We start from the raw sequence: 1,407 nt of genomic DNA on the forward strand, positions 1-1,407 counted from the left end.
CTAGTGTAGTGAGTTACAAATTCATTGAATTATTTTCGTCGCGTACTAAAGTGCTATGTGTGGCACGGATACGAGGAGCGGCGATGAGCGGACGGCCCAAACGGGAACTCGTGCTGAGCGAATCGGAATTCGAGCAACTGAAGGCGCTGATGATGCGGCGCAAGACAGCACAGGCGTTGGCGTTGCGAGCGCGCATCGTGCTGGCCTGTGCCGAAGGGATGGACAACAGGACGGTCGCGGCGAAACTGCAGCTTACGCAGCAAACTGTCTCTAAATGGCGCGCGCGATTTGTCGCAGACCGTGTGGACGGACTGCTTGACGCGCCACGCCCCGGTGCACCCCGGACAATCGACGACACGCATGTCGATGCGGTTATTGCGAAGACGCTGGAGTCCGTGCCTGCCGGGGCGACGCACTGGAGCACGCGCACGATGGCCCGGGAGATGAAGCTCTCGCAGACGGCGGTGTCGAGGATCTGGCGGGCCTTCGGGCTGCAGCCGCATCGGCAGGAGACGTTTAAGCTCTCTAGCGATCCGTTGTTCGTCGACAAGGTGCGCGATATTGTCGGCCTGTACCTTGATCCGCCGCTCAAGGCGATGGTGCTGTGCGTTGACGAGAAGAGCCAGATACAGGCATTGGACCGCACGCAGCCCATATTGCCCTTGGCCCCAGGCATTCCCGAGCGACGCACTCACGACTACATGCGTCACGGTACGACCACGCTATTTGCTGCGCTGGACATCGTCACTGGCGAAGTGATCGGCGAGGTGCACCGGCGCCATCGCAGCAGTGAATTCCTGCGTTTCCTGCGCACCATCGAAGCTAGCGTGCCGCCCCACCTGGATGTGCATCTGGTGATGGACAATTACGGCACACACAAGACTGCCTCAATCAAGGCGTGGTTCGCTCGTCATCCCCGCTTCCAGGTTCACTTCACACCCACCTCGGCGTCGTGGCTCAATCAGGTCGAACGCTGGTTCGCCACGCTGACCGAAAGGTACCTTCGTCGCGGCACGCATCGTTCGACGCGCCAGCTCGAAGATGCAATCCGGCACTACCTTGACGTCTACAATGCCCACCCCCAGCCGTTCATCTGGAGCAAGTCGGCCGATCAGATCCTGGCTAGTCTCGAGCGGTTTTGTGTGCGGGTTCAGAAGGCCGCGGGATGAATGTCATGAATATCAATACCGACGCGATCGACGAAGTCGCCCTGGCACTTCTCTACCTGACTCTGCACGATCAGTACCGCGCCTGGAAGGGCTTCGACTGGGACGTGCTGAATCGCCTTTACGAAAAGGGCTTCATCTGCGACCCGGTCAACAAGACGAAGTCGGTGATCTTTACCGAGGAAGGGTTATGTGAGTCCGAGCGGCTATTCAGGCAGCATTTTGTTATCTCAGACCGCAC

General features: G+C 59.1%; 2 protein-coding genes. Both read left to right on the forward strand.

Annotated features, from left to right (window positions below):
• Window positions 1-83 precede the first annotated feature (83 nt).
• Complete coding sequence (locus tag P0D89_RS53010; protein ID WP_408371202.1) at window positions 84-1,169, forward strand: IS630 family transposase; 1,086 nt, start codon at window positions 84-86, stop codon at window positions 1,167-1,169.
• A gap of 5 nt (window positions 1,170-1,174) precedes the next feature.
• Window positions 1,175-1,407: DUF6429 family protein (locus tag P0D89_RS53015; protein WP_408371203.1), on the forward strand; the 233-nt coding region annotated here is incomplete at its 3' end.

Origin of the sequence: Paraburkholderia sp. RL18-085-BIA-A (genome assembly GCF_046027075.1) — a bacterium.
In the GTDB taxonomy this organism is placed as follows: Bacteria; Pseudomonadota; Gammaproteobacteria; order Burkholderiales; family Burkholderiaceae; genus Paraburkholderia.

Excerpts from the sequence above, each read along its gene's own strand:
- P0D89_RS53010 (WP_408371202.1), top strand. The coding sequence starts at position 84 with ATGAGCGGACGGCCCAAACGGGAACTCGTGCTGAGCGAATCGGAATTC.